The 24,892-nt window shown below is 68.8% G+C and carries 20 protein-coding genes and 2 pseudogenes; 8 read left to right on the forward strand and 14 right to left on the reverse strand.

Going from position 1 to position 24,892, the window contains the following annotated elements:
• Positions 1 to 81: 81 nt before the first annotated feature.
• Positions 82 to 549, reverse strand: coding sequence for a DUF5959 family protein (locus AB0D53_RS32875; protein WP_362452838.1), 468 nt, complete (start codon positions 547 to 549; stop codon positions 82 to 84).
• Positions 550 to 1,025: 476 nt separating this feature from the next.
• Here AB0D53_RS32875 and AB0D53_RS32880 point away from each other — a divergent pair, with 476 nt between their 5' ends.
• Together AB0D53_RS32880 and AB0D53_RS32885 are read left to right on the forward strand one after the other, a co-directional pair.
• Entirely contained in the window at positions 1,026 to 1,559 is a 534-nt protein-coding gene (locus AB0D53_RS32880) for a GNAT family N-acetyltransferase (RefSeq protein ID WP_362452840.1), read from the forward strand.
• A 542-nt stretch (positions 1,560 to 2,101) separates the two neighbouring features.
• Positions 2,102 to 3,646, forward strand: coding sequence for an FMN-binding glutamate synthase family protein (locus AB0D53_RS32885; protein WP_362452841.1), 1,545 nt, complete (start codon positions 2,102 to 2,104; stop codon positions 3,644 to 3,646).
• Positions 3,647 to 3,746: 100 nt separating this feature from the next.
• On the opposite strand, the gene AB0D53_RS32890 is transcribed toward AB0D53_RS32885, so the two are convergent.
• Positions 3,747 to 4,313 carry a hypothetical protein gene (locus AB0D53_RS32890; protein WP_362452843.1) on the reverse strand — a complete coding sequence of 189 codons (567 nt, stop codon included), beginning with the start codon at positions 4,311 to 4,313 and terminating at the stop codon, positions 3,747 to 3,749.
• Between the two features lie 89 nt (positions 4,314 to 4,402).
• Between AB0D53_RS32890 and AB0D53_RS32895 the strand changes: the two genes are divergently transcribed.
• Positions 4,403 to 4,708 carry a hypothetical protein gene (locus AB0D53_RS32895; protein ID WP_362452844.1) on the forward strand — a complete coding sequence of 102 codons (306 nt, stop codon included), beginning with the start codon at positions 4,403 to 4,405 and terminating at the stop codon, positions 4,706 to 4,708.
• Between the two features lie 308 nt (positions 4,709 to 5,016).
• Here the strand turns inward: AB0D53_RS32895 and AB0D53_RS32900 are convergent, their stop codons facing one another.
• Positions 5,017 to 5,970, reverse strand: a complete 954-nt coding sequence (locus AB0D53_RS32900; RefSeq protein ID WP_362452845.1) for a hypothetical protein — start codon at positions 5,968 to 5,970, stop codon at positions 5,017 to 5,019.
• A complete protein-coding gene (locus AB0D53_RS32905) occupies positions 5,967 to 6,305 on the reverse strand; it encodes a PadR family transcriptional regulator (RefSeq protein WP_362452847.1) in 339 nt (112 codons plus the stop codon). The genes AB0D53_RS32900 and AB0D53_RS32905 overlap by 4 nt, the downstream gene beginning before the upstream one ends.
• Positions 6,306 to 6,718: 413 nt before the next feature.
• Between AB0D53_RS32905 and AB0D53_RS32910 the strand changes: the two genes are divergently transcribed.
• Positions 6,719 to 8,251, forward strand: coding sequence for an alpha/beta hydrolase (locus tag AB0D53_RS32910; RefSeq protein ID WP_362452849.1), 1,533 nt, complete (start codon positions 6,719 to 6,721; stop codon positions 8,249 to 8,251).
• A gap of 428 nt (positions 8,252 to 8,679) precedes the next feature.
• Here AB0D53_RS32910 and AB0D53_RS32915 read toward each other — a convergent pair whose 3' ends face one another.
• The gene (locus AB0D53_RS32915; RefSeq protein ID WP_362452850.1) at positions 8,680 to 9,054 is read right to left on the reverse strand and encodes a helix-turn-helix domain-containing protein; all 375 of its coding nucleotides are present in this window, start codon (positions 9,052 to 9,054) and stop codon (positions 8,680 to 8,682) included.
• Positions 9,055 to 9,131: 77 nt separating this feature from the next.
• Here AB0D53_RS32915 and AB0D53_RS32920 point away from each other — a divergent pair, with 77 nt between their 5' ends.
• Positions 9,132 to 9,542, forward strand: coding sequence for a RidA family protein (locus AB0D53_RS32920; protein ID WP_362452851.1), 411 nt, complete (start codon positions 9,132 to 9,134; stop codon positions 9,540 to 9,542).
• A gap of 139 nt (positions 9,543 to 9,681) precedes the next feature.
• Here the strand turns inward: AB0D53_RS32920 and AB0D53_RS32925 are convergent, their stop codons facing one another.
• The 5 genes from AB0D53_RS32925 to AB0D53_RS32945 all read right to left on the reverse strand — a co-directional run bounded on the left by AB0D53_RS32925 (position 9,682) and on the right by AB0D53_RS32945 (position 14,629).
• Positions 9,682 to 11,010, reverse strand: a complete 1,329-nt coding sequence (locus AB0D53_RS32925) for an MFS transporter (protein ID WP_362452853.1) — start codon at positions 11,008 to 11,010, stop codon at positions 9,682 to 9,684.
• Positions 11,007 to 11,606, reverse strand: a complete 600-nt coding sequence (locus AB0D53_RS32930; protein ID WP_362452854.1) for a helix-turn-helix domain-containing protein — start codon at positions 11,604 to 11,606, stop codon at positions 11,007 to 11,009. The genes AB0D53_RS32925 and AB0D53_RS32930 overlap by 4 nt, the downstream gene beginning before the upstream one ends.
• 371 nt (positions 11,607 to 11,977) lie before the next feature.
• Positions 11,978 to 12,625, reverse strand: coding sequence for a nitroreductase family protein (locus AB0D53_RS32935; protein WP_362452856.1), 648 nt, complete (start codon positions 12,623 to 12,625; stop codon positions 11,978 to 11,980).
• A 30-nt stretch (positions 12,626 to 12,655) separates the two neighbouring features.
• The gene (locus AB0D53_RS32940) at positions 12,656 to 13,297 is read right to left on the reverse strand and encodes a class I SAM-dependent methyltransferase (protein WP_362452857.1); all 642 of its coding nucleotides are present in this window, start codon (positions 13,295 to 13,297) and stop codon (positions 12,656 to 12,658) included.
• Between the two features lie 408 nt (positions 13,298 to 13,705).
• On the reverse strand, positions 13,706 to 14,629 hold the full coding sequence (locus AB0D53_RS32945; protein WP_362452859.1) for a LysR substrate-binding domain-containing protein: 924 nt from the start codon (positions 14,627 to 14,629) through the stop codon (positions 13,706 to 13,708).
• 71 nt (positions 14,630 to 14,700) lie between these two features.
• Here AB0D53_RS32945 and AB0D53_RS32950 point away from each other — a divergent pair, with 71 nt between their 5' ends.
• Complete coding sequence (locus AB0D53_RS32950; RefSeq protein ID WP_362452861.1) at positions 14,701 to 15,354, forward strand: maleylpyruvate isomerase family mycothiol-dependent enzyme; 654 nt, start codon at positions 14,701 to 14,703, stop codon at positions 15,352 to 15,354.
• 454 nt (positions 15,355 to 15,808) lie between these two features.
• Here AB0D53_RS32950 and AB0D53_RS32955 read toward each other — a convergent pair whose 3' ends face one another.
• The 3 genes and pseudogenes from AB0D53_RS32955 to AB0D53_RS32965 form a co-directional block, all read right to left on the reverse strand.
• Entirely contained in the window at positions 15,809 to 16,708 is a 900-nt protein-coding gene (locus AB0D53_RS32955; RefSeq protein ID WP_362452862.1) for an aldo/keto reductase, read from the reverse strand.
• A gap of 1,161 nt (positions 16,709 to 17,869) precedes the next feature.
• A pseudogene (locus tag AB0D53_RS32960) lies at positions 17,870 to 18,178 on the reverse strand (ATP-binding protein); the annotation flags it as partial.
• A gap of 512 nt (positions 18,179 to 18,690) precedes the next feature.
• Positions 18,691 to 18,966 (reverse strand): hypothetical protein, encoded by a 276-nt coding sequence (locus tag AB0D53_RS32965; protein ID WP_362452863.1) that lies wholly within the window; start codon positions 18,964 to 18,966, stop codon positions 18,691 to 18,693.
• 749 nt (positions 18,967 to 19,715) lie between these two features.
• Here AB0D53_RS32965 and AB0D53_RS32970 point away from each other — a divergent pair.
• Entirely contained in the window at positions 19,716 to 21,767 is a 2,052-nt protein-coding gene (locus AB0D53_RS32970; RefSeq protein WP_362452864.1) for a phosphocholine-specific phospholipase C, read from the forward strand.
• Positions 21,768 to 22,419: 652 nt separating this feature from the next.
• Positions 22,420 to 23,028: a hypothetical protein gene (locus AB0D53_RS32975; RefSeq protein ID WP_362452866.1), complete on the forward strand. Its 609-nt coding sequence runs from the start codon at positions 22,420 to 22,422 to the stop codon at positions 23,026 to 23,028.
• Between the two features lie 637 nt (positions 23,029 to 23,665).
• Here AB0D53_RS32975 and AB0D53_RS32980 read toward each other — a convergent pair.
• Positions 23,666 to 24,387, reverse strand: a pseudogene (locus AB0D53_RS32980) (alpha/beta hydrolase).
• Between the last annotated feature and the right edge of the window lie 505 nt (positions 24,388 to 24,892).

The raw sequence follows: 24,892 nt of genomic DNA on the forward strand, positions 1-24,892 counted from the left end.
GAGATCTCCGGAGACAGCCCGCAGCGGTGAACTCCGCCGCTACTCGCGCGCGGGCGCGGCGCCGACCGCCGCCGCCTGAACTCACTGCCAGTAGCTCCTTGACCTCGGCGTTGCCACCACCTCGTTGGGCCACGTCCGACGGACCCGGTCGAGCTGCTCACGAAGCTCGTTGTCCCAGCCGTTGCCCGGATCCAGTGTGACGCTCACCGAAACCCCTGATTCGCCACTGTCGTCCACGGTGACGATGGGACGGGGTACCGAGAAGTGCCTGTCGATCTCGATCCGGATCTCGGTGTCGCCCCGGGCGGTCCAGCGGATGTCCCGCCCGTCGCACAGTTCGTCCAATGCCGTTGCCCAGTCATCCATGGCTTCGGGTGACAAGCACAGCCCGAGACGCCCGTCGGCAAAGGCGCTGACGATGACGAGCTCGGCATCAAGGTAGTCGTTGTACGGCGTGTCCCCGGGCCTGTTCCGTCCCAGCACGCGCAGTCGGACACTGCTGTCCGGGTCGATCAGGCGGATCAGCTCCACCCCGTCGTCCTCATCCACGCACCCTCCCGGAACCCGTAAGACATCCGATCATCCTGCACGAGTCGCGGACCGCCCCGATCGGCGTTCCGTCCGGCTCCGTCCGCGAGCCCGGTCAAACCACCCGATCCCCCCAGGCCGGCACGGACGTGCTGGAACCAGAAGTGCCGCACGCTCCGGTTTGCCGCAGGCCCTCATCGAAGCCGTAGCCGGCGTCCAGGGGGACGGTGATGTTGTCCGACCGCGCTCCGAGGCCGTCCAGACACTCCGGGGCCGGGGCGAGCGGAGGGGATTCGTGGAGGTCGGCCCTGGTCGGGGCAGGCCGAGCGTAATGCCGTGACCGGCTGTCATACCCGGTCGGTCCAGCCCCGTTTGCCGTGGTCGGCCCAGGAGATGCCTAGCCTGCCTGCTTCTGTCGCCCGCCTCGGTTGCCGCCGGTGCACGACTTCGTGAATACCTGCTTGAAGGTTGGATGCCACAGCGCCGATGGTGGCTGCATGCATGACGTGAAGCTCTCGGACGGGGTCGTAGCTCTGTCCCCTCTGCGCCTGGACGACGTCGATGCGCACCTGGCGGGCGACGATGAGCTCCTGGTCCGGTGGCTCAGCGGGGAACCCGCAACCCGGGCCGGCACCGAGGCGTACTTCCGCCACTGCATCGAGCAATGGGCCACATGCGGACCGTTGCGTGCGTTCGGGATCCGTACCCGGTCGACCTTGGCGGGTTACATCGACCTGAGATCCGACGTGGCGGGCTTGGCACCCGGGCAGGTCAACATCTCCTATGCGCTCTACCCGGCCTGGCGAGGCCAGGGGCTGGTGACTCGTGCTGTCCGCCTGATCTGCCAGTACGCCGCAGCCGAAGGGGCGACTCAGGGAGTGATCCGGGTCGATCCGGAGAACTCCCCGTCGGCGGCGGTCGCGCGACGGTCAGGATTCACCCACGCCAAGCAGCTTTTGGAGGCGGATGGCAACCGAACCGACTGGTACCTCCTCAGCCTGCCTGACGAGGTCGAGCCACCGATCACGTGATTGCTCCACATGTCCAGGACACAGCAGATGCGGCGGGGCGCGATCGACCGGGACACGACTCCACGACCGGGAGATCTCGCTCGACTCCACCATCGGACGCGCCCACCGGCACGCCGCCGATGCCCGCACCGGCCCACCATCGGCCCCCGCCTCAATGGGGGCAGAAGGTGGGTATATCAGGGCAAAGCGGTCCGATGGGGGTCCGCAGCACCGTTGAACGGGTGATCAGCCGGCTGAAGCAGAATCGAGCCGTGGCCAGGCGGTACGGCAGATGCGGTCGCGTCCGCCTCGGGGCCGCCACAGCCGCAGCCCTCACCGGGCCGGCTCCGGACGTGATCGACAAGACGTTCCCCGGGGATGCCAGCGGTGCGGCCGGCCTCACGCACCCTGCCCCGTCAGCCTGTCCGCGAGACCTCTACCATCATGTGGCGTTTCGTCGTCGGACGCCGATGCCCGCCTGGCCGCGTCCGCCGCCCAACGCCCACGACGTCCGCCGCACGGCGACGGAGTCGGGTATCGAAAAACCGAGGAGAGGAACGTTCATGCGCGCTCGGAGCATCGGCACGGCCGCCGCAACAGCATTGGCACTGGTGGCTGCACGCGACCTCGTCCAGAAGAAGCACGCACTGCTCAGGAACTTCCCCGTGATCGGGCACGCCCGGTACCTGCTGGAGACGATCGGGCCGGAACTGCGCCAGTACGTCGTGACGTCCAACGAGGAAGAGCGCCCGTTCAGCCGTGACCAGCGCACCTGGATCTACGCGTCGGCGAAGGAAGAGAACAACTACTTCGGGTTCGGGACCGACGTGGACGTCGAGCACGTGCAAGGGCACGCGTACGTGAAGCAGCGGACGTTCGCGGGCACGCTGCCCGATCTGCACGACCCGCAGGCCCCGCTGCCCTCGGCCAAGGTGCTGGGCGGCCCGCGCGGGCGCGCCAAGGCGTTCCGGCCGGCGAGCGTCGTGAACATCTCGGCGATGAGCTTCGGATCGCTGTCCGGCGCGGCCGTCACGGCGCTCAACAAGGGCGCGGCGCTGGCCGGCGCGATGCAGAACACGGGCGAGGGCGGCCTCTCGCAGTACCACCGCAACGGCGGCGACCTCGTCCTCCAGATCGGGACCTCGTACTTCGGCTGCCGCAACGAGGACGGCACCTTCAACCTCGACAAGCTCAAGGAGGTGGTCGCGGGTGCCCCGGTCAAGGCGATAGAGATCAAGCTCTCCCAGGGCGCCAAGCCGGGGCTCGGCGGGATGCTGCCGGGCGCGAAGGTGACCCCCGAGATCGCCAGGATCCGCGGCATCCCGGCCGGCAAGGACTGTGCTTCCCCCTCTCGGCACACCGCGTTCCACGACGTCGACTCGATGCTCGACTTCGTGGAGCTGCTCGCGACCGAGACCGGTCTGCCGGTCGGGATCAAGAGCGCTGTGGGGGAGATGAGCTTCTGGCAGGAGCTCGCCATGTTCATGGCTCGTGGTGATCGCGGGGTCGACTTCGTGACCATCGACGGAGGCGAGGGCGGCACCGGAGCGGCTCCTCTGATCTTCACCGACTCGGTGTCACTGCCGTTCCGGATGGGCTTCTCCCGTGTCTACAGCACGTTCGCCGAGCGGGGTCTGACCGACGACCTCACCTTCATCGGCTCCGGCAAGCTCGGCCTGCCCGAGAACGCCGCCGTCGCCTTCGCCCTGGGCGTCGACATGATCAACGTCGCCCGCGAGGCAATGCTGTCCATCGGCTGCATCCAGGCACAGAAATGCCACACCGACAAGTGCCCCACCGGCATCGCCACCCAGAACCCGTGGCTGGTCCGTGGCGTCGACGCCCCCTCGAAGGCCACCCGCGCCGCTGTCTACCTGCGCACCCTGCGCAAGGAGCTGCTGAAGGTTTCGGGAGCGGTCGGCGTCGCCCACCCGGCACTCATCACCACCACCGACATCGAGATCATGAACGGCGACTACGACGCCCGTACCCTGGCGAGCGTCTACGGCTACAAGGAAGGCTGGGGCGAACTCGGCCCGGAACTGGCCCAGGAGATCACCGCGCTGCTCACCGCCGAACCGGCCTCTTCCCAGAAGCCCGTCGACTGACGAGTTGCCGGTGCCGGACTTGTGGGGCCGGCCCGCCGGTGCGGACCGGCTGCCCCGACTCCACCACTACGCACGGTCCCCGGAAGAGTCGCAGGGCGGGTCAGTCGATCGAGTCCGGACCGGGAGCGAGCGGGGGGAGGCCGTGGGCGGCGAGGACGCGGTCGGCGAATTCCGGTTCGGAGAGGGGCACTCCACGGGCGGCGAGGAGGGTGAGCAGGTCTGCGAGCCGACGTGGTTCGGTGCCCCGCAGCTGGTGGCCGGAGGCGAGGCCGAGGACGCCGACGAGTGGTCCGCGGCCGGTGGTGGGGGTCGTGGTCAGGCGCAGCCGCAGCGTGAGGCGGGCTGCGTCCGAATCGGGGTCCTCGCCGAAGTCCATGTCCAGGCCCGTGATGTCGTGCCAGCGGTAACGACGGCGCAGCAGCGCCCTGGAGAGGATGAGGCCCTCGCTGTCGGCGCGCACCCAGAAGCTGAGGGGCGCGGGCAGGGCCACGACGGGGACGACCGCGGCGGCGATCAGCAGGCTGGGGCCGACGCCCAGCCGATTCACTGCGCCGCCCGCGCTGAGCGCGACCGCTGACAGCAGGGCCAGAAGGCATCCGGGGCCTACGCCCGAGAAGCGCCACAGGAAGCCCAGGTGCACGGTCCGGAACCGTTTCGTCGTGTCCACGGGCTCAACCCTGGAGCCTTGATGTCACCGTTCCGCCACGCTTCCAGCGCCCTTGTGCCACAGATTCCCAGCGGCCACACGCTGTTCGCGTGCCTGGTGCCTGGTGCCTGGTGCCCGGTGCCCGGCGGGTGCGTGGCGAGGTATTCACCGGCTGGCTGTGTCACCGTTCCGGCGCGCCGGGGACCGCGGTCGTCGTCCCCGGCCCGGAATCGGCCAAGGAGGAATTCCTCGATGTCTCGTCCGCGCTGCCGGCCAGGGGACCGGCGGTCCTCGCGATGGGCGGCCCCGGACAGGGCGTGTTCGCGGCCACCACGGCCTTCGTGCCGGACTACGAGCGACTCGTGGGCCGGGGACCGACGCCCTCGTCGTCACACGCAGCGGGCTCGTCGGCCTGAGCCCGGGCGGCTGTTTCGCGGCCGGGGCCGCGGCGCTGGAGTTGCGCGGGGCGGCCGTCGCCACCGTCGGTAGCTCGTCCCGTGTCTTCGAGACCGGTGGACCGCCGTGGTGGCGTCGGCCGTATGCAGATTCACCAGTGGGTACAGGAGAACAGCTGCGAAAGGAGCCGCTCGGCATCGCCCGGGCGCGAGTGGACGCGCTCCAGCCTGCGGAGAGTCGCCGACCACTTCGGTCGGCGCACCCGACGGGCTGTCGACGGCGGACTGCTCGCTGCTCTGTGCGTAGAACTCCAGCAACTGCCGCGCGCTCAGTTCCGCGCCTCGCGGAACCGCTTCACCACCTCGCGGGCGCTGACCACGAGGACCCCTACCGCCGCCACTGTGTAGAGGGACTGCGGGGCCTGCCAGCCTCCGTTGGCGTCGGAGAGGAAGGCCGGGTTGAACAGATCCTGCCGGTGCAGGACCCATGCGAGCGGCAGTGCGAAGGCCGCCTCGGCGGCGATGCTCCAGATTGCTGGCGTCCGCGTCCACACTCGCACCGCCCGGATCGCGTCGAGGGTCACGAGGCCGGCGAGCCCGGCCAGGATCGGCCAGATCCACCCCGACCACAGGCCCGGGTCGAGGACATCGAGGTGTGTGCCGCCGTCGGTCCGGTACGGCTGCGCGGTGTGCTGCCAGACGATCAGGGCGATCAGCAATGCGTGCCAGGCCACCCGGACGTAGACCGCCGCGCTGCGCTCCTTCGGCGCGCCGCGGTCGGGCAGTGCGTCAGGCGTCCAGGTTCCGCCGGCGGGGCCGGGCCGCTTGCCGGACCGCTCGATCAGGGCGAACACCACGGTGAGCCAGGCGATCATCTGGGCGCCGACGGTGAGCACCGCCCCGACGGCCCCGCCGATCACCTCGCCGACCCCTTGGCCGTCCAGGATGTCGAGTGCCGCGCTCAGGGCGGTGACCACCGGCAGCACGGTGGACAGCAGGACCGTGAGGAGTCGTGCGTACGTCGGGTAGAGGTCGGGCCCGATCAGTGCGAGCGGCCGGTCCGCGTACCGGGCGGCGAGCCGGATCGGGTCGCCCATCTCGGTGAGCACCTCGCGCTCGGCGGTCTCCGGAGCGGCCGGGCCGCGGGCCTCGACGGTGTCGGCGATGGTGGCGCGCAGTTCGTCGGCCACGTCGCCGCGCTGGTCGGCCGGGATGTGCCGGACGACCTCCACCACGTAGCGGTCGGTCAGCGTGCCGGTGCCGGACGCATGCAACTTGCTCAACGGTCCCCCTTGGTCAGTCGTGATATCGAGGCGCCGAGTTCCTGCCATTCGCGCAGCAGTCCGGTGCGGACCAGGGCGCCCTCGGGACTTACCCGGTAGAACTTGCGCGGTCTGGACTCGTCGGTGTTCCACTCGCTGCTGAGCAGCCCCTGTTTCTCCAGGCGGCGCAGCAGCGGATAGAGGGTGTTGCCGTCGACGGCAATCCCGGCGTCGCCGAGCGTTTCCAGGAGCGCGTAGCCGTACTGCGGCTCCTCCAGGAGTGCCAGACAGGCCAGGACGACCGTGCCGCGGCGTAGCTCCTGGGCCTGGCTGAGGATCAGTTCATCGGTGCCCACGCAGGACACAATACTGTGTGCCACACACTAATGTCACCCGGCAATGTCGGGGAACTACCGGAGGCTGAGGGATCCAGGAGCAGCCGCGCCGGACTGTGCGTCAACCCCGCGCTGCTCCGCGGGACTTCCTCCCCGGCACCTTGACGCGGCGCGAGGCACGGACGGTCCACCTGCGGAACGGCTGGGGCCGACAGGCGTGACGTCGCGACGGGAGGCATGCGTCCATCAGGCCGGGCCCGAGGCCGGCCGTCGAGGAACGGTTCTCGTACGCGCGAGGGGTGTTGCCCTGGGGCGGGATTGGCCGGGGTGTCGTGGGCACCCCGTGTGAGCTGAGGATTTACGGGGGACAACCCCACCCGGTTTCGGGGCCTTCCCGGAGTGTGCCGGGGCGTCCGCCGCCCTAGCGTGCGGGCATGTCAACTTCCCGACACGTCAAGGCCTTCGCGGCGTGCGCGGCGGTGCTCGCCGTCACCGCGACGACCACCGCCACCGCCGCCACCACGGACCCGGACCGGTTGGCCCGCTTCCACAACCAGCATGTCGACTGGCACGACTGCGCCCTCGGCGCCGACGACGAGCTCGGCCATTCGCTGGACGCCGCCGGCGCCGACTGCGCCGACATCACCGTGCCGCTCGACTACGCCGACCCCGGCGGTCGCACCATCACCATCGCCATATCCCGCCTGAAGGCCACCGACACCGCCCACCGCGTCGGCCCGTTGCTGCTCAACGACGGGGGACCGGCCGGCCCCGGCCTCCACATGCCACTGACCAAGTCGGAAGTGATGGGCGAGGTCGCCGACCGCTACGACCTGATCGGCATGGACCCGCGCTTCGTCGGCCGGAGCACCGCGCTGGACTGCGGCTGGGGCCTCGGATCCGCCCTCGTCCGCTCCGCGGGATCCGACCGGGCGGCGTACCGCCAGGAGATTGCCGTCGCGCGCGAGCTGGCCGGGCGCTGCGAACGCACCCACGGTGACGTGCTGCCGTACGTCACCACCCGCAACACCGCCCGTGACATGGACGTCATCCGCGCCGCCCTCGGCGAGCACGCCCTCTCCTACCTCGGCTACTCCTACGGCAGTTACCTCGGCGAGGTCTACACCCAGCTCTTCCCCGGCCGCACCGACCGCATGGTGCTCGACGGCGTCAACTCCCCGGAGTACTACAGCCAGACCCTGCTGCGAGGTGCCGAGGCGGCCAACGAGGCAGCCCTGCGCGCGTGGGCGTCGTGGGCCGCGGCGCGGCACGGCACCTACGGGCTGGGCAGCACGCGCCGCGAGGTCCTGGCGACGGTGGAACGCATCCTCGACGCCGCTGCGCAGAAGCCGCTGCGGATCGGCGAGGCGTACCTGCTGGACGAGCACGTGCTCCCCTCCGTCTTCATCGGCGGCCTCGGCAGCGACCTCGACGAGCGGCGCGCCGACCTGGCCGGGACCGTACGTCTCCTGGCACGCGCTGCGGACCGGGAGCCGGTCGAGCCGTCCGAAGCACTCGCCGGTCAGCTGGAGTTCCTGCTGACCGGAACAGGCTCTGCCTCCTCCAGCCAGATGACCGCGATCATCTGCGGCGACGTGGCCGAGCGGCGCGGCGTCGGCAGCTACTGGCGCGCGGTCGAGGAGTCCCGCGAGCGGTCCCCCCTCGCCGGGCCGCTGGCCAACAACATCACCCCCTGCGAGTTCTGGGACCGCCCCGCCGAGGCGCCGACAGTGCTCGACAACGACGTCCCTGCCCTGCTGGTCAACGCCACCGGTGACCCCCGCACCCTCTACGCCGGCGCCAAGGCCATGCGCGAGCAATGGCCGGACTCCCGGCTGCTCACCGTGGAGGGCGCCCGCCAGCACGGTCTGTACGGCGAATACGGCAACTCCTGCGTCGACGAGCGCGTCAACGCCTACCTGCGCACAGGGCGGCTCCCCGCGCACGATCCGACCTGCGAGGCGTAGTCCTGGCAGCGGTACCCGGAGACGCGGGCGGTGCCGGTGTCTCCGGGGCGCGCACACCGGGACCGGCCCCGAGGAGCGGGGGAACAGTAGTACCCGTGAGAACGAGCACGGCCCGGCTGCGGCCGCGGGGAGGCCGCTGACGCGGTTCTCGTACGCGCGACGGGCCTTGCGCTGGGCGCCGGCTGTCCGGTGTGACCCGGGTGCCGCCGGGGGACTGGGAGCGGCGGGGGAGAGCGCGGTGGACCGCGTGCGCGGCGCTGACACACAGGGGCGTAGCCCCGGGCCGCGCCGTACGGGCGCGCCGTGGTCGGGCGTGGCCCGCTCTACGTCGTCCGGTGCCGTTCGGCATGTGTGGTCGCCGGGGATCGGGTCCCATCCCCTTCCTCAGCTCCTTCTCCATCCTGGCGCCTGGCCGAGGCGGGGAAGGATCACAGGCCTGATCGGTCGTCCCGTGTGTCGAAGTCCTCGCGTGCGCGTGCGATGGCGGGCATGCTCTCCGAGGCCCACGCCAGCAGCGCGTCGATCGGAGACCGAAGGGTCTTGCCGAGTGGTGTGATCCGGTAACTGACCGCCACCGGGCGGGTGGAGACGACCTCGCGCTCGATCACGCCGTTTCGTTCGAGTCGTCGAAGTGTGGCAGTCAGTGACTTCTGTGTGACCTGGGGGATGGCCCGACGTAGTTCGTTGAAGCGGCACGGGCGTTCGCAGAGCTCATTGAGAACGCTGAGCGACCACTTGTCGAGGATCTGGTCGAGCAGTTCGCGGTGCGGGCGGTCGATGCGGAGTTCAGCGTCGGTATCCATGACGAAACCTGGTCTCGTTGAAGTGTCTTTCTCCTACTAGGTAGCGTACGGATACCTACTTTGAAGGGGAAACAACCATGACCGTTCAGCACTTCACGCCGGAAGGCATGCTGCAGCCGGTCCCGTACCACCACGTGGCCATGGGCACCGGGACGAAGCATGTTCACGTCAGTGGGCAGGTCGCACGCAGGGCCGACGGGACTCCGGTCGCGCCCGGCGATCTGGCCGGGCAGGTCGCCCAGGTGCTGCGCAACACCTTCGTCGGGCTGACGGGCGCGGGCGCGTCGTTCGCGGACGTGTTGCGCCTGACGTTCTACGTGACCCGGTGGAGCCCGGAGAAGATCGGCGACTTCATGGCCGGTGTGGAGGCCGTCGCCGACGAGATCGGGCTCCGGCTTCCCATGCCGCCTGCCTCCCTCATCGGTGTCGAGTACCTCTTCGAGCCGGATGTGCTCGTCGAGGTCGAAGCAACCGCGTTGCTCGGCTGATTCGTGAGGCGGGGCGTGCTCGATCTGTCCGACGACGGCGAGCACGGCGAAGAACATGGCTGCCCGTCCCCTCGGGGCTGTGGATGCCGATGGGCGAGCCGGTGAGGGCTCACGTGCGACGGGCGCACCCGGCGGAACGTCACAGCTCGGACCGCCGTGACGTTCTGTCGATGTCCGGATCGTCATCGCCGCTTGGAGTGGCCACATCATCCGGAGCCAGGGAGCGGATGCGTGGTATCGGTGAAGCCAGGAGCCAGAACAATGACAGCGTTCCGCCGGCGGCGCCGATGAGCAGCGTTTCCCGTAGGCCGAAGGCGGTGGCGAGCAGGCCGCCGACGACGGCCCCGACGGGGCGTATGCCGTAATTGATGGTGCTGAACGCGCCCGCCACACGGCTGCGCATGCCATCAGGGATCACGCTTGTCTGCAGGGAGTTGAGGTTGACGTCGAAGAGCATGACGCCAACCCCGGAGAGGAACTCCGCCGCGGCCAGCGCTCCCGCGCGGGCCCAGAGCGGGCCTCCCGCGGCGGCTGCGATGGCGATGGGCGCCGGGAACAGCACGGCTCCCACGACGATGCAGCGCCCCACACCGATACGTCGCGAGATCCGCGGGGCGAGGACGGCGCCGAGGAAGGCGCCGGTCGAACCGGCACCCAGAGCCAGTCCGATGACTCCGGCGGACAGCCCCAGGACGCGGCTGGCGAACAAGACCATCAGCCCGCTGCCTGCGACAAAGGTGAAGAAGTTGATGGTCATGGCGCAGCAGAGCCCGGCACGCAGCACCGGGTGCCGTCCGACGAAGGCCATCCCCTCCCGGGCACGTCGAAGCAGCGGAGGAACCGCTGCTTCGTCGACGCCGGAAGGTGATTCACCGAGCGGGATCCGCCCTATCAGAAAGGCGGACGCCGCATACGACAAGGCATCGACAACGACAGCGACGGGTGCGGTCAGCGCTTGGACGAGACCACCGCCGACCGCCGGGCCGACCACGTGCGACACCGAGCGGCTGGCACTGAGCTTGCTATTGGCCTCGACGTAGGAGGAGCGGGGCACGAGGTTGACGAAGAAGGGCGGGTAGGCGGTGTTGAAGAGCACCGCCGCGGTGCCGGTCAGCACCGCCACGGCATACAGCTGACCAAGGCTGACAGCATCGAGCAGGTACGCGACGGGGAGACTGAGCAACACCGCTCCGCGTACCAGATCAGCGAAGACCATCAGGCGGCGTTTGTGGATCCTGCGATCGACCCAGGCCCCCAGAATGATCGCCAGCAGATTCGGGGTCCAGATGAGCGCGGTCAGCCACGCCACTTGGTTGGCCGAAGCGCTCAGCGCTGTTACGGCGATCAGCGGCAGTGCCAGTTCGGTGATCCGGTCGCCGAACTCCGAGATCGACTGCCCCGCCCAGAAGCGGCGGAAGCGCCGGTCACGCCACAGAGATATCGGGGCGCCCGTCTCCGGGGCGCTCACAGTGTTCCGCCCGTTTGCTCCTCGTCCTGCTCCGGCAGGGCATAACGCATCAGTTGGACGCCGCGGCTTCCGGCCGGACGCTCGGCAGGGTCGCGTGTCACATAGGGGGCCAGCACCCGCTCGATCCCGTCCTGAATCGCCGCGAGTTCCTCCGCCGAAACGACCACACGGGTGTTGGCCAGACCGGCAGCCCCCTGCCACAACGGGTCCAGGCCGGGCTCGACTTCGGCCACCCACCTGCTTGGCAGGTCTCCGTAGCGCACAAACATCTCCCGGGACAGCGCCCGCGAAGCCGACCTGCCCTCCTCGTCCTCCGGCGCCTCGAACCGGAAACCACGTGCCGCCGCCTCCCACCGCCGTTGACGGCGGTCCTGTCCGGCCTCGGCATCCCGGACCAGTCCGAAACCTGCCAGGTGCCGCAGATGCCAACTGGTCACCGAGGGAGTTGCTCCCACGTGGGGCGCGAGTTGCGTGGCCGTTGCCGGCCCATGCAGGTGAAGGCGGTCGAGGATGGCCAGTCTCACTGGATGTGCCAATGCCCGCATCGCCTGCGGATCGGTGATCTCGATATCGCCCAGCCGATTCCTGGAATCCATAACGTGAGAGTGTCCTCTCATATAATGTGAGAGTCAACTCTCACATTGCATGTGCCCGCACCGCCCCGGACACCTCACCCTGGGCAACGAATCCGGTCTCCGGGGGAGATGCTGGCCCCGCCCCCCTCGTCGTCCCCGTCGGAGCCGGTCGTGTCCGGGTCGTGCGGGGCCGCGGCTCGCCGCTTCCGGTCGGACGCCAACCCGTACGGCGCCTTCCGTCTCGACACCGACAAGCACCTCGCGCTCGGCTCGGCGTCGGTCATGTCTGCTCCCCGCCGTCTGGTGGGCGGCGGAGGGCAGACGGGGAGCAGGGGCTGAAGTTCCGCGAGCGGCAGTCGTGTTGACGCAGGCGAGGGGAGCTCGGTTCTCCGCTACCACTGTTCCCAATGCAGGACCTGCTCCCGAGGAATCCTGCCGGCCGGCTTGAAGTCGGTACCGATGGTGAACGCCAGCGGAATGAAGGCGGCGAGCATCACCTCGTCATGGGGTACGCCGAGCACGTCGGCGAGTTCCGCTTCCAGTGGGCCCTGCGCCGTTGTCCATACGGTGCCCAACCTGCGGACGCGGGCCGCGAGCATGAAGCTCCACACCGCCGGAAGGATGGACCCCCAGGTCATGGACTGGTCGAGTACGGAGGCGCCTTCCGTGCGGCCTTCGATGGCCGGGATGACGAAGGCGGGCACGCGGTGGATGTTGTGGTGCAGGTGCCGCAGGCCGTCCGAGATCCGTTCCATGGAACCGGGGTGGGCGAACATGCGCGGCAGGTCCCGCTCGGTCGGAGGTCGCCCACCTCCGGTTGCCAGCGCTCGGCGGAAGATGTCCCCGATGAGGCGGCGCCGGTCGGGGTCGGTGACGACGATGAAGTGCCGGCGCTGCCGGTTGCGCCCCGTCGGTGCCTGCGTGGCCAGATCGACGCACTCTTCGAGCAGGGACCGTGGGACCGGACGGTCCAGGTCGAGGCGCTTGCGGGCCGCGCGGGTGGTGGACAGCAGTTGGTCGGGGGTCAGGTCCAGGGTCACTGGAGCCTCCGTCGGTCCGGATCGGTTCATTCAGCAGGCGCGGCGCAGGACGGCCCAGCTGCCCCAGCCAGCATCGGCCTCGACGGCCTGCCAGTCTCCAGGCAGGGCAGCGATGACGTCTGACGCGGGCAGGTGCAGCGGCCCGTCCTCGCCGAGTTGGTTGATCCACAGCAATACGCCGTCAGGGGCCAGTGCACGGGCGGTCTCGGCGGGAAACAACAGCATGTCGATCGCGACGACGACCGAGCCCCGGCCATCGGCCAGCGGAAGGGCCGTGGCATCGGCACGGACACGCACAGGTGAGCGTGCGGCAGCCTGACGCAGCATCTCCTCGGAGAGGTCCATGCTGATCACGCACGGGAACATACGGCAGAGCGGCCGGGTGAACAGGCCGGTCCCAGAACCCAGTTCCAGACAAATTCCCTCGGGGAAAGGGCCGCCGTGGTGCAAGGCATCACGCAGAGGTTCGTCCCGGCCCGTGGCACGGGTGGTGTCCCACTCGGCGGCCAGCTGATCGAACTGAGCGGCGATGAAGCGGGATGTCCCGCCGTCCCAGGAGCGACGATCAGTGGCCAGGTCACGGGCAAAGGAGCGGAAGACATCAGCCGTCCCCGCCGGCGGGATCGGCTTGCCGGCCGGGCCGGGCCAGATGCGGGGCAACGAGGTAGGCACACGCTTATCCCAGCACACAGGTATCCGAGAACGGATCGGCTCTGGGGTGGACGAGTGGGCTGCACCCCAGGGTGGAGGCGGAGGCTCGGCCCAACGCGCTCAAGGACAACACACGGGGTCGGCCATCCCTCGGCCGTGGCCACGAAGCACCGTCGACTCTCGAGTTCTGGCCCCAACCCCGTGAAGTGCGCCCGGAGTGTGACGACTGCCGCCGAGTGGCTGCAGGTCTTCGGCCGGTCGACCAATCGCGGCACCGTACCGCGGCTGACGGACACCCCGAAGACGCTCGCCATCCGGGGGCGGCCCGGCCCGCGAAGGCGAGGTCGGCCATGGCCAGGACCGAACGTCGTCGGCAAGGGCCTTGAGGCGGGTGTGCTGTTGTCGTCGCCCGCTGTCCGGTCTGACCGGTCAGTCGGTCCCTGGCGCGGTGAGAGTGGTACGCAGCAGGTCCAGGAAGACGGAGGCCGCAGGGCCGGAGGGGCCGCCTGTCCGCCAGGTCAGAGCGGCCCGGCCGCGTAGCCGCGGCTCGGTGATCTCCAGCGTCCGTAGCCCGAAGGCCGACGCCGCGTCGGCGGACAGGGCCGGAACCACGGCCACGCCGAGGCCGCGGGCGGCGAGCTGTGCAAGGAACAGCGGGGCGGCCGCCTCGAAGGCGATGTGGGGCTGGAACCCGGCCTGCGCACAGGCGCGATCGAGTACCCCGCGGATGCCCGTGCCACGTGGCAGGCTGATCAGCGGGCGCCCACGGAGCTCGGTCAACGGAATGCTCGTGCGGTCCGGGGACGTGAGGGAGGGGTCGTCCGGGGCCACGGCTGCGACCAGGGGCTCGTCGATCAGGACCTGGGAGGAGATGCCCGGTGGGGGCTGGTCGTCCGCGAGTCCGATCACGGCGATGTCGAGTTCCCCCCGGTGCAGCGCGGTGAGCATCCACTCCGAAGTGTCCTCGGTCAGGGCGATCTCCACCTGGGGGTGGTCCGCGTGGAAGCGGGCCAGAACGGTGGCCAGGTCGAACTCATCGGCTGCTGCGGCCGCCCCCGAGACGAGGCCGAGGGTGACCTGGCCGCGGAGGAGCCCGGTGAACTCGTCGGCGGTCTGGCGTACCGCCTCGACGGCGCTGATCGCGGCCCGCGCGTAGGGCAGTACTGCCTTGCCCACCTCCGTCAGGGTCACCGACCTGCCGGAGCGGTCGAGCAGCAGATGTCCGAGCTCCTTCTCCAACTGCCGGACCTGGGCGCTCACTCCGGGCTGTGCCAGGTGCAGCCGGGCAGCGGCGCGAGTGAAGTTGGCTTCCTCCACGACCGTGACGAAGTATCTCAGCTGCCGAATGTCCATAAGTAATCATTCTAGTTGTGAGACATCTAAACTATTGGACTTATGATGGGCCTGCCGAGAGCCTTGAAGACATGGGGAACACGACGCACCGCAGGCCGGCGGCGGACATCAGAGCCGCGATCGCTGCCGAACGCCGGGAGCTGGCGGCCATGCTGGACGGTCTGGCGGCCGAGGAGTGGGACGCACCGACCCTGTGCGCGGGATGGCGGGTACGGGAAGTCGCGGCCCACATGACGATGGGTTTCCGGTACTCGCTGGCCAAGATGGCGTGGGAACTGATCGGATCGCGAGGCAATCTCCACCGGATGACCGATCGATGCGCCCGCAAGGACGCGGCTGCCCATTCGACGCGTGAGCTCGCCGCATTGCTCCGTGACAACGCGGACCATCCCTGGAAACCGCCGGTCGGCGGGATCGTGGCGGCCTTGGGCCACGACGTGATCCACGGCCTGGACATCTCGGTCGCGCTGGGCCTCGACCGCAGGGTCCCCGAGGACCGTGTGCGCATCCTCCTGGAGAGCGTCGACGCCAGGACCCTCAAGTTCTTCGGAGCAGACCTGGGTGGCATCGAACTCCGCGCCGACGACCTCGACTGGTCATTCGGTACCGGAACACCGCTCTCCGGCGCCGCGCAGGATCTTCTCCTGCTCGCATACGGCCGACGGCTCCCCCCGGGACACCTCCGCGGCGAACCGGACGGGCGCTTCCTCGCTGCGCAGAAGTGACCGCGGTGTGGTCAGGCATGACGGCCGGCGGACGGCTCACCAGCCGACTGGCGCCGACGTGGTCCCGCGCCCCCGGAGAACGCGCGGACGACCGGAGTGGGTCCCACCACTGCACGCGGTGCACAAGGTGTTCGGTCGGGTCGGCCACGCCTTCCAGGGCCATCTCGGCCACTGAGCCCGTACGGGTCGGGTCTCGGCCCGCCCCGAGATCTCCCTGCTGCCCATCTGCTCCTGTACGGGTCCGCTCCGGATCGCCCCCGTCGTTTCCTGAAGGAGGCCTGGTGATCGGGGCGACCGAGCGGCTCGACGTGGCGCGCCTTCGCGAACGGCCCGGTGCACTCGCAGTCGATCGCGGCATCGGGCCGCTGCATCCGGGCGAAGGGGGGACAAGGGCCCCGGGATCCGGCACGCGTCGCTTCAGATGTACCGGCCGGGGCCCGTGGCCATCCGGCAACTAGTCTTCAGTGAGGAGTGCCATCTCCTCCTCCGAGAGCCGCAGTGCGCCGGCCGCCATGTTCTGCGCGAGGTGGTCCGGATCGCCGGTGCCCGGTATCGCCAGGACGTGCGGTCCCTGCTGCAGGGTCCAGGCCAGCCGGACCTGCGCGACGGACACGCCGTGCGCGCGGGCGACGGCGCGCACCGCCTCGCTGTCACGGGCGGTCGGACCCGCCTCGCGCCCGGATCCGGCGATCGCGAAGAACGGGACGAAGGCGAGGCCGAGTTCACCACAGAGCCGGAGGAGGGCTTGGTCCTCGCCCGGCGCACCGATCCCGTAAGCGTTCTGTACGCAGACGACCGGGGCGATGGCCATGGCCTCGGCCAGTTGCTCGGACGTGACGTTGGAGATCCCCAGGTGGCGGATCAGCCCGGCATCGCGCAGTTCGGCCAATGCGCCGAAGTGCTCGCCGATCGAACCGGTCCGCCGACTCGGTGGTAGACGCAGGTTCACCACGTCCAAGTGATCGCGGCCGAGTTGGCGGAGGTTCTCCTCGACCTGGCCGCGCAACTGTGCCGGCGTGGCCCACCACCACGCGCCCGAGAGGTCGCGGCCCGGCCAGACCTTGGTGGCGATGACCAGATCCTCAGGGTATGGCGCCAGTGCCCGGTTGATCAGCTCGTTGGCGGAGCGTGTCGCAGAGAAGTAGTACGCGGCGGTGTCGATGTGGTTCACACCGAGCTCGACCGCCCGCCGGAGCACGCCGATCGACCGCCCGCGGTCGCGCGGCACGCCGCGGTCGTAGGGCGCAGTACCGGTCAGGCGCATCGCACCGAACCCGACGCGGTTGACGGTCAGATCACCGAGCTCCCAAGTACTCGTACTCGTGGGTGCTGCGCTGTTCGTTCCAGGGTTCATGACATGGATCTCCTCTTGGGGGTCGGCAACGCGGATCGGATGGGCGGCAGGGCGCTCGGCGAGTGAGCACCGTCGAAGCGCGGCCACCAGTGCCGGGGCACACTGGACCAGGGCACAAAAAAAGCCTCCCCAGCGGATTAAGGTCCGCACCGGGAAGGCTCACGCGATGGTCGGCATTCTAGCAGGGCGCCCAGGGCACTCGCCACCAGTACACGCACGCTCCGGGACGAATCGAGTGCTTCCCGAAGTCGGGTCCTGGCTCACTTTCCGTGGGGCGCCACGCTGAGTGACGTTCGTCGGGCAGGCCCTCGGGAGCTGCCTGAAAATGATCTGTCCCCAGCGCGGTGCGGTCGACAGTTCGGCCAGTGGAAGAAGTAGTGCTCCGGCTGGAGGAGTTACTGTTCCCGTCGATCGCGGACGTGGCTGTGCTGTCGGTCGAAGTGAACGATGAGGAGGTACGCATCGAGGCCCGAAGCACGGTGGACGGGTCTGATTGCCTTGGCTGCGGGAGATGGTGGCGGCGAATTCACAGCTCCTACCTGCGGATTCCCGTTGACGTGCCCAGTGGAGGTAGACGGGTTGTCCTACCTGAAGGACCCGTCGCTCCTGGCGAAGTGGGGATCGATGTCGTCCGTCGGATGGCTGCAGACCAATGGAAGGCGAAGACGGCCGAGCATGCTGAACGAGCGGGCTGAACGGGAGAAATTCGGGTGTCTCCTATTGCTGGTCCGTCGCTCGTCACGGGCGACGGACCACCGTGGCGGGGTGGGTCAGCCGGCCCGGGCTGGTTCGAATTCGACACCACCCCCGTCGAGCGTCCCGCCATCCCACCTCGGCCAGTCGCTGATCTGCTTCAAGCGGCCTCCGTCCGCGGCTGTTCGATGCCGCCGCTCTGACCCGGGCGACGCTGTGGGCGTCAAACAGGGCGACTGCATCGGCTGTGGAGCCCCGGTCGGCATCATCAACTGGCAGTACTGCTGCCGCTGCACGGCCCGGCAGAAAGAAGCGGCTGCCGGAGCCGCCTGCCCCCGCTGCCATCGGCGCGTTCTCCAGGAGGACAGCGGCGGGTGCATCACCTGCACACGCGTGTGCACTGCCTGCGGCCACCCTGTCATTGGGATGCCCAGGTGGGTGGCCGTTGGAGGCCCAGGCTGGTGGCCATCAGAAACCCAGGCGTGTGGCCGGTGGTGCTCCTGGGGTGGGGGTCAGTTCAAGAGGGACGACTCCCTTCCCTGCGAGGGCCTCGGCGAGGCGGTGCGAGTCGCCGGTGGTGGTCACGAGGTGAGCGTGGTGCATGAGGCGGTCGGTGCTCGCGCCCGCGAGAGTCTTGGGCGTGATCGTGTCGAAGCCCGAGGGGTGGATGTTGCGCGTGACCGCGATGGACCGGCGTTCGTAGGCGGCGTCCTCGCAGACGGGCAGCAGGCCGATGTCGTCGATGACGATGAGGTCCGCGCGGCAGATCCGGGCGACGGTTGACCGTCTTCGGGCCGTGCACCGTCAAGGTCGCCGCCGACCAGATCGTCCCGGTCAGGTCGTACGCCTCAAGGATTTCCATGATCTCCGTGTCAGGCTTCGTCACAGGACCTCTCCGGCCGGTAGCCGATGCGTGCAAACACCAGCAAATGGTCGGAGGGTTCTTCTCCAGTTGAGGAAGTGATCAGGAACACCACTGGTCAGACGGCCGTCCACCTGGAATTCCGGTGGCCATCAGCCTGGACTCGGCTGGCCGCACACCTGGACTTTGCCACGGCCGCCGTCACACCCAGTGAGAGACAAGACAGCAACCCTGTGCCGGAACTGCTTGTCGCAAGACTGAGCGCCACAACGCAAAGGCGCCCTGCCCTCGATGCAAGCGGCCCGGCTACCTGCGCGAGGGTGCCGGCTGGTGCGGGCATTGCTCGCGTCCCCGCCAGGCCGAACAGCCGCCCCGGACCTGCCGCGAGTGCGGCCGCGTATGGCGGCGTGCCGGGCTGGGCCTGTGCTCAGCCTGCTGGCAGCGTCACCCCGACCGGCCTTTCATCCGGGTCGAGAATCTGATCGCCGAACTCGGAGATCATCCGGGCCGGCTGCGGGTCTTCGCTGCTGACCTCGCAGCCAAGTAGTGCGTCAGCCGCGCCCGCACGGTGATCAACGCCCTGGGCCGACTTCCCCTGTACGAGCAGCTCAACCGCCCGCAGACTCTGCTCGAACGCTCTCGTCGTTCCGGACGCTCGATGGACTCCCTCGCCCGTACGCTGGAAACCTTCTTCACCGGTCACGGAATGGCCGTGGCCGTGGCCGTGGCCATGGCCACGGCCATGGATCAGGACGAGCGGCTCGCGGCTCGGCCCGCCGCCAGCGTCGCATCGATGCTGCCCCCGAGCCCTTGCTGCCCTCGGTGGATGCGTTTGCCGCCTACATGATCCTCTCCCGCGAGAGGGCCCGGCTTGCCGGAACACGACCTCGCGGCGACGCGACCGTGGAGGCGGCGCTGGCCATCATGCGTGACCTCGGCCGCTTCGGGAGAACCCGATGCTGCCCCGGCAAGTACCCCAGCGCTGCCGGAACCCGAGGTCGTAAACGTCGACTTCACCGCCATCGGGGTTCCTCCCACGCTCCGAACGTGGCGGCAGAGCCCCGTGTGCCGGGGATGCGGGCCCCGGCGGGACCAACGCGCCGATCGCAGACGCCGGGGCTGCAGAGGCGGTAGACCACGGGCTTCGACCGTGAGCGCAGCCGTCGCCGCAACAAGGTCGAGCGGACCATCAACCGACACTCACCGGCACAGGAGCAGACTCTGATGGCGTGCGACGCCTGGGCCTGCCGAGCGGAGGCCGATCCGGGGCCAGTGGAACGGGATTTGTGGCATGAGGTGCGGCGACGCACTTGCGGCCCGCACACCATCCGCCCACATTTTGCGGGACCGTCACCTCAGCCCACTTTCCTCATGCCCGGGTCCTCTTGAATACTCCGTCTGCCCCTCTTCGTGGACGGACATCACCGAAGCAACAGGAGGATCCCCACAGCCATGACCGAAATCAATCGGCGTCGCTTCCTTCAAATCGCCGGAGCCACCACTGGGTTCGCCGCCCTGTCCGGCTCCATCGACCGTGCCGCAGCCATTCCCGCAGCGCGCCGCAGCGGAACTGTCCAGGACATCGAACACATCGTCGTCCTCATGCAGGAGAATCGTTCCTTCGATCATTACTTCGGGTCGATGAAGGGTGTCCGGGGCTTCGGAGACCCCCGCCCTGTGACACTGCCCAGCGGAAAGCCGGTATGGCACCAGACGAGTGGCGGCAAGGAAACCCTGCCCTACCACCCGGACGCCGACGACCTGGGCATGCAGTTCATCGCAGGCCTTGACCACGACTGGGCCGGCGGCCACAGCGCGTTCAACAACGGCAAGTACGACAACTGGATCCCCGCCAAAGGCACCGGCACCATGGCGTACCTGACGCGGGACGACATCCCGTTCCACTACGCCCTCGCCGACAAATTCACCATCTGCGACGACTACCACTGCTCGTTCATGGGTGCGACCGACCCGAACCGCTACTACATGCTCTCCGGACACGTCGGTAACGACGGCACCGGCGGCGGCCCGGTCCTCGGCAACCAGGAGGCGGGCTACGGGTGGACGACGTACGCCGAACGTCTTGAGAAGGCAGGCATCTCCTGGAAGGTGTACCAGGACATCGGTGACGGTCTCGATGCGGCCGGAGGCTGGGGCTGGATCAACGACGCATACCGGGGCAACTACGGGGACAACTCCCTGCTGTACTTCAACAACTACCGCAATGCCAAGCCCGGCGACCCCCTGTACGAAAAAGCCCGCACCGGCACGAACGCCAAGGCGGGAGACGGATACTTCGACATCCTCAAAGCCGACGTCAAGGCCGGAAGGCTCCCGCAGATCTCCTGGATCGCGGCCCCCGAGGCGTTCTCGGAGCACCCCAACTGGCCTGCCAACTACGGTGCTTGGTACATCGCACACGTCCTTGACGCGCTCACTTCGAACCCCGATGTATGGAGCAGGACCGCCCTGTTCATCACATACGACGAGAACGACGGTTACTTCGACCACATCGTGCCGCCCTACCCGCCGGCCTCCGCCGGCCAAGGTCTGTCCACCGTCGACACCACGCTCGACCACTACAAGGGCGGTATCGGATACGCCGCAGGTCCTTACGGCCTCGGACAGCGTGTCCCGATGATCGTCGTCTCGCCATGGTCCACCGGCGGCTACGTCTGTTCCGAGACCTTCGACCACACCTCGATCCTGCGCTTCATGGAGAACCGGTTCGGAGTGAAGGAGGCCAATATCTCGCCATGGCGGCGCGCCATCTGCGGTGACCTCACATCCGCCTTCGACTTCTCCCTCAGGGTTACGGACCCGGCTGACCTGCCGGACACCGCGGGCTACGCTCCGCCGGACCGTGACCGCCACAACAGCTACGTACCGAGGCCACCCGCCCAGGGCACCCTGCCCCGGCAGGAGGCCGGGGCGCGGCCGAGCCGCCCGCTCTCCTACGCTCCCTACGTCGACGGGGCCGCAGACCTCGCGACCGGCAAGTACAAGCTGACGTTCAGCGCAGGGGACCAGGCGGGTGGTGCCTTCCAGGTGCGCTCGCAGAAGCGCACAGACGGCCCGTGGACGTACACGGCGGCAGCCGGGAAGCCCGTTTCCGACAGCTGGAACTCGGTCTATTCCGGAGGAAGTTACGACCTCACGGCCCATGGCCCGAACGGCTTCCTGCGCACCTTCAAGGGCAACAACAAAGCCGCCGAACCGGAGGTGACGGCACGCCACGATGCCGGCAACCTGAAGCTCACCCTGACCAACCCGTCGGCCGCCGACGCACACCTCACCGTGACCAACGCGTACGGCGGCGAGCGTCAGACCTACACGGTCCGCGCAGGTGCCACCGTCGAGCAGGGCATCGACCTGCGTGCCACCAAGCGCTGGTACGACCTGACAGTCGTCGTCGAGGGCAACGCCGGGTACCTGCGGCGCCTCGCCGGGCACGTCGAGAACGGTCAAGCCGGTGTGAGTGACCCGGGCATCGCCACCGTGTGAGACCCACCTCCACCATTCGGAGGACGGAGGGGGACAAGGGCGGAGGGGCATGCACTCGGAGGGTGTCGAGGCGGCGGTACGACGTGCCGGATTTCACCACGGTCCTGGACACGCGCACGAGTGAGCGCGCCGACAGGAAAGCTCTGACCGGCCGGGCGGGCCCGTCGTGGGAGGCCGCCCGGCCGGTCACCTGACGGCGGCCAGCCCTCGGCTGAGGCCGTGGCCGCCGTCGGTGAAGAACTCGACCGGCACCACGAGCACCGCGCCCACTCCGGAGAAGGTTCCGATGCCTCATGAATCCGGCCCCTTCGGAGATGAGAAGGGGAAGACGAAAGTCCTGCCCGATGGGGCGGTGCCGTAGTGGCGGCCTTGAGGGCGTCAGGCGTGCAGGGGCAGGAACCAGGTCTCGGGGACTGTGTGGGCCACGGGGGAGGGGCGCCCGTTGGCTGCGACGTTCGCCGAGGCAAGGATCGGCAGCCTCCGCTTCAGGGTGGGCTACCGGGCGTCCTGGACCAGTAGTGCCGGGCCGGCTGACCACCTTCGAGGAGTTACGATTTGTCACTGAACAGTCACATTCGGCGTTCGGTGAAACCCTCACCTGTGGTCCGGTATCTCCCCTGGTGTCAGTCAGTCTTCGTCACAGAGGATGTTCATGAACCACCGTTACGTCTCCGCCGTCGTCGCCCTCACCTCCTCCGCCGCGTTCCTCGCCGCCACATGCGGGTCCTCCGCCGCCAGCCCGAATGTGGTGGCAAGCGCCAAGGCCCTGTCCATCACGGCCGGTCCAGCCACTCCCTCGGTCGCTACGAGTCAGGGGAGTACACCAGACGGATCCGCCGACGCCGGACGCTCGACCCCCCGTGGTCCGGGCGTGCCCACCGACGCCAACGCCCAGGCCAGGACCATGGGGGCCACGGCATGGCAGCCGTGCCACCTGCCCGCCGGGTACAAGCACTTCTTCGAGCTGGAATCCGCCAAGAACGTCCAGGGCAGCACCGTCGTACGCGTCACCCCGGAGACGTGCAGCGTGAACACGAAGAACGACGAAGACGTCGTCTACACCCCGATTGGGGCGGCCCGGTCGTTCGTCTTCGCCTCAGGCGCCTCTGTCAAGGTCTTCACTGATATCAACACCACAACCGTGAAGTCGGTCGCCCCGAAGTGGTTGGTGAGCCACAAGCTCACCAACAGCCCGCACTTCTACTCCCGCGTCAACGACCGGAGCGAGATCACGTCCATGGAGGAGATCTACCACCCGTAGACGGGGGCGGGTCGGTCCTTGAGGTCCACGAGTACGTCGACGTCATCCACGGACTCCAGGCCCTCGTCCGCGTCCGGCAGGAACGCAGCTTCGAAGTGCTTCGTGCGGAAGCGGTACCGGACCCGTCCCAGCTGCCCGGCGGTGTGCTGTGACTCATCGGGCGAGTGTGCCGAGCTGAACGGATCACCTCGACTGCGTTCTTCTGCGCTCTCCCCTCGGGAAGCTGCGACGAGACCCCAAGCAGCACTGCGTAGTAGGCACTACGGCCTGTGACCGGCATTCGGTGTGGAATTTGGCGGGGTACTGCATGCCGCGCTCGGTTCGCAGACGGTCAGCTGCCGGCCGCCAACCCCGGTCCGGGCCGGGGTTGGCCCGGGCGCCGGTCGTCGAGTCGATCGCCTGCCCGGCGATACGAAAGGTACGGGCGTGGTGCCGCGTGGTGTGGGCACAGTTGATGGAGGCGCTGGTGGCCGAGCGCCGCCCCGACCGGCCGGTACCGCCGATGGCTGGTACCGCCGCGATCGGGACGTTCGTGCAATTGCCGGTCACCGCCATCGAGGACGGCCGGGACCTGTCCTCAATGGCGGTGGCCTGGCCGACACCGCCTAGCGTCTGCTGTCGGCCCGGCGGCCCGGTCTCACTTCAGGTGCCGGCCGAAGAACCGGTCGCCGTCCTCCACCTCGAACCACGGGGTGCCGGTGTGCCCGCCCAGATTGGCGTGCAACGTCTTCTCCTTGGTTCCGAAGGCGTCGAACAGGTCCAGCGCCCGCTGCCGGGGGTTCCCCTCGTCGTCCCACTGCAGCAGGAACAGCAGCGGAATGGTGACCTGCAGGGCCTCCTCGCGCTGGGCGCGGGGCACGTAACCCCGGCGAAGAAGCCGGCGGCCGCGATGCGGGGCTCGATCGCCGCCAGCCGAATGCCGACGGCGGTCCACCCCGAGTACCCGACCGGGCCACCGATCTCGGGCAGCGAAAGAAGGGCGTCCAGGGCGGTCCGCCATTCCGGGACCGCGTTTTCGACCAGCGGGCCGATGAAGGACTCGAAGATCTCATCGACCGGCTCACCGGCCTGCATCGCCCGACGGAGGTCGGCGCGGGCTTGCTCATCGGCGGCGGAGCGGGGCCGGTCACCGCACCCGGGGGCGTCGATGGACGCCACCGCGTAGCCGTTCGCCGCGGAATGCCGGGCCCGGGCCACCAGCCGCGCTTCCCCCTTGGGCAGGCCGTTGTTGTGGGCCATCAGGATCAGCGGGGCAGGTGCGGCGGATTCAGGCGTCCACAGGGTTCCGGGGATCTCGCCGAGGGTGAATTCGCGTTCGAGGACGCCGTCGTCGAGGCGCTGCTCAGAAGTGAATTGCATGGTCGTGCCTTTCGGGAGTGCTCTTGAACGGCGCTCCCGGACTACCTATCGTCCGACCGTGACCCCGGAGGGGAGCACCCATGTCGATACTGCGTTCACGGGTACCACCTCCTCGTTCTCTCGCACGGCCTCCGGAAAGGTATCAGCGGTCGCCGTGGTTCGCCAACGGGTTTTTGCGGGGGTGCCCCACACGGCTCCGGCCCGGGCAGAACCCCACCGAATCGTCGGTGTCGCCGGACCTCCTTCTCGAGAGCCGTGACCCCCTGACCGAGCAACGCTTCTTCGACCCCACCTCCACCGTTGCCCACACGAACCACAGCCGGACCGTCTTCGGACACCCCCTGCTCCGTGGCCTCGCCGGTCACCTCGCCGACGACCGGAACGCACTCCTTCTGGGCCTGGAACACCTAAGACCGTGTCCTATGTGGTGAGTCGGACGAGTCGTTTGTAGCAGCAGAGTGCGGCGGCGAGTCCGAGGAAGGCCAGGTAGTTGCGGGGGTGGCGT

Source organism: Streptomyces sp. NPDC048295 (genome assembly GCF_040652135.1).
In the GTDB taxonomy this organism is placed as follows: domain Bacteria; phylum Actinomycetota; class Actinomycetes; order Streptomycetales; family Streptomycetaceae; genus Streptomyces.

Excerpts from the sequence above, each read along its gene's own strand:
- AB0D53_RS32910 (WP_362452849.1), top strand. The coding sequence starts at position 6,719 with ATGTCAACTTCCCGACACGTCAAGGCCTTCGCGGCGTGCGCGGCGGTG.
- AB0D53_RS32920 (WP_362452851.1), top strand. The coding sequence starts at position 9,132 with ATGACCGTTCAGCACTTCACGCCGGAAGGCATGCTGCAGCCGGTCCCG.
- AB0D53_RS32970 (WP_362452864.1), top strand. The coding sequence starts at position 19,716 with ATGACCGAAATCAATCGGCGTCGCTTCCTTCAAATCGCCGGAGCCACC.
- AB0D53_RS32945 (WP_362452859.1), bottom strand. The coding sequence starts at position 14,629 with ATGGACATTCGGCAGCTGAGATACTTCGTCACGGTCGTGGAGGAAGCC.
- AB0D53_RS32955 (WP_362452862.1), bottom strand. The coding sequence starts at position 16,708 with ATGAACCCTGGAACGAACAGCGCAGCACCCACGAGTACGAGTACTTGG.
- AB0D53_RS32880 (WP_362452840.1), top strand. The coding sequence starts at position 1,026 with ATGCATGACGTGAAGCTCTCGGACGGGGTCGTAGCTCTGTCCCCTCTG.
- AB0D53_RS32950 (WP_362452861.1), top strand. The coding sequence starts at position 14,701 with ATGGGGAACACGACGCACCGCAGGCCGGCGGCGGACATCAGAGCCGCG.
- AB0D53_RS32915 (WP_362452850.1), bottom strand. The coding sequence starts at position 9,054 with ATGGATACCGACGCTGAACTCCGCATCGACCGCCCGCACCGCGAACTG.
- AB0D53_RS32975 (WP_362452866.1), top strand. The coding sequence starts at position 22,420 with ATGAACCACCGTTACGTCTCCGCCGTCGTCGCCCTCACCTCCTCCGCC.
- AB0D53_RS32885 (WP_362452841.1), top strand. The coding sequence starts at position 2,102 with ATGCGCGCTCGGAGCATCGGCACGGCCGCCGCAACAGCATTGGCACTG.
- AB0D53_RS32930 (WP_362452854.1), bottom strand. The coding sequence starts at position 11,606 with ATGGATTCCAGGAATCGGCTGGGCGATATCGAGATCACCGATCCGCAG.